The organism is Variovorax sp. P1_H2, assembly GCF_056405295.1.
Window position 1 is genome coordinate 1 of record NZ_JBFUCJ010000251.1, and the last position, 2,701, is coordinate 2,701.

Below are 2,701 nucleotides of genomic sequence, written 5' to 3' on the forward strand. Positions count from 1 at the left end.
GTGTTGTAGGTCAGCAGCATGTGGCGCTTCGGCGTGAAGGMGAACTCGGTCACCGCGGTGTTGCGGATCCGCAGGTTCAGCTCGACCGTGGTCTCGGGGCTGGTGCCCAGCACATGGCCCACGGCCGTGCTGATCGGCCCACCGCTCGACACCACCAGCACCTTCGCGCCGTGGTGCTTGTCGCGCACGTGGTCGAGCGCGGTCGTCACGCCCGCCAGGAAATCGACATAGCTCGGCATGCCGGCCGGTTCGGTGCGGCCCTGCATCCAGGCGCGCAGCCCCTCGCGCAGCAGGCGGAAATGGTGACGGTACATCTCCGGCGAGTCGGGCTTCTCGAGCTTGCCGGGGTGGATCGTGGAAATGATCGCCTCGCTGTCGTACTCGTTGAGGCCGGGCCAGGGCAGCACCTCCTCGCCCTCGAGCCCCAAGCCCTCGGCGATGCCCTCCCAGGTCTGGCGATGGCGCTTCAGCGTCCCGGTGATCACGGTGTCGAAGCGCATGCCGCGCTCGCGCCAGTACTCGCCCAGCCGCACCGACTGGCGGCGGCCCAGATCGCTGAGCTGGTCGTAGTCGGCGGCGCCGAAGCTCGCCTGTCCGTGGCGCACGAGATAGAGGGTCCCCATGGCGCTGGATTCTGCCAAGGGGGCGCGCGGGCCGCGGTCGCGGCGGCGACCTCCGGGGACTGGCGCCGCTGGAACGATGTCACGGCTGCCGACAGAAGTGTAAAAAATTGAGTTCAAAAGTACTCAATATGTAAGAATGAACACTTTTATGGCAGTGCAGTGCCAGCGCCGGAACTCCCCCTGCGCGGCCAAGAAGAGGATTTGCAGGAGCATGAACAAGTCATATCGCAGTGTGTGGAACCACGCACTTGGCGCCTGGGTGGCCGTTTCCGAGATCACTTCGGCACGCGGCAAGCGTTCCAGCGGGCTGGCGACCACATTGGTGTTTGTCGGCCTCGGCGCCCTGGCGTCCTCCAGCGCGGCGCAGGACCACAGTTACGCCAATGGCGATACCTATGCGACGCCCTTGGCGGCTTCGCCGCCCGCGATCATGCTGGATGTCGCGACGGGCAGCGCGACCCAGTCGGGCGGCATCAGCGGCACCGGCGGCATCACCAAGACCGGCACCGGCGCCCTGGCGCTGACGGGCGTGAACACCTATGAGGGCGTGACGACCCTCAGCGGCGGCGCCCTGCAGGTCAGCAACGATGCACAACTGGGCAGCAGCGCCACCAACGCGGCGATCGCGTTCGAGAACAACGCCACGCTGCGCCTCGGCAGCGACGGCTTCACGAGCACGCGCGCCATGCAATTGGGCGCCGGCGGCGGGACGATCGACGTCAACAACACCAAGTCCAACGTACTGAACGGCCCCATCTCGGGGACTGGCCGGCTTTCGCTCGTCAACACCGGTACCACCTCGCCGTCGGAGGACACCCGCATTTCGATCAACAGCGCCCTGAGCACGTACAGCGGCGGCACCACGATCAGGGGCACTTATGTCGCCGGAGCGCCCCCCGCGGCCGGGCGGCTCAACGTCACGACCGGCACCCCCGGTTCGTTCGGCAGCGRCCCCATCGACATTTACGAGAACGCCGAGCTCCAGTTCACCTCGGCCAACATCGGGTCTTCCGTGATCACGGTGCACCAAAGCACCAATGTGCTCGGCAGCAACAGCGGCATCGGCTTCGTTGGAACCGGTGCCAGCGCGGGCAACTCGACACTGACGATCAACGGCGCCGGCTCCTATCTCGACTTTGCCCAGGGCACGACGATGGGCAGCGCCACGATCACCAGCAATGGCGGACGGATCTTCATTCGGCGCGACGCGGCCGGAGGCAGCGCGGTGGTTCGCAACAACGGGGGCCCGGTCTACCTGATGGACGCGCCCGACCTGAGCGGCGTCACGCTGGAAAACAACGCCGGCGGCCGCGTGTTCGCCGACGGCGCGGGCAGCGTGTCGGTCGGTTCCCTGTCGGGCGCGGGCAACGTGACCCTGGGCAACAGGAACCTGACGGTCGGTGCATTGAACCGGAACGATGCGATCAGCGGCGTCATCTCCGACGAGGGGCCGGCGGTCGTGGACAGTGCCGGCACTGTCAGCTCGCTGCCGGTCACCGCCACCGGCGGCTCGCTGACCAAGATCGGCACCGGCACCCTGACCCTCAGCGGTGCCAATACCTACACGGGCGCCACCAGCGTCAACGCCGGCACCCTGCGTGCGGGCGCCGCCAACACGCTCAGCGCCGCCTCGGCCCATGCCGTGGCCGCAGGCGCCACACTCGACTTGGCGGGTTTCAGCCAGAGCGTGGCCTCGCTGACCAACAACGGCACCGTGTCGCTGGTCGGCGCCGTGCCGGGGACCGACCTGCGGGTTACGGGCGCCTACGTCGGCAACAATGGTGTGTTGAAGCTGGGCACGACGCTCAATGCCAGCGGCCCGTCCGACCGGCTGGTGCTCGACGGCCCCGCCGCCACGGCCAGCGGCCATACCACGGTGCAGATCACCAACCTGGGCGGCCTCGGAGGGCAGACGACCGGCAGCGGCATCCAGGTGATTGCGGCCCTCAACGGCGCCACCACGACGGCGCAGACCACGCGCGACGCCTTTGCGCTCAGCGGCGGCCACGTCGACGCCGGCGCCTTCGAGTACCGCCTCCACGCCGCCGACGCCAGCGGCGCGGKCGAGAGCTGGTACC

At 68.3% G+C, this 2,701-nt stretch carries 2 protein-coding genes; one reads left to right on the forward strand and one right to left on the reverse strand.

From position 1 onward, the window contains the following. On the reverse strand, positions 1-623 hold a 623-nt coding region (locus tag AC1D2E_RS35465), incomplete at its 3' end, for a histidine phosphatase family protein (protein ID WP_478201734.1). Positions 624-834: 211 nt separating this feature from the next. Here AC1D2E_RS35465 and AC1D2E_RS35470 point away from each other — a divergent pair. After that, positions 835-2,701 (forward strand): autotransporter-associated beta strand repeat-containing protein (locus AC1D2E_RS35470; RefSeq protein ID WP_478201735.1); only part of this gene is annotated, 1,867 nt, incomplete at its 3' end.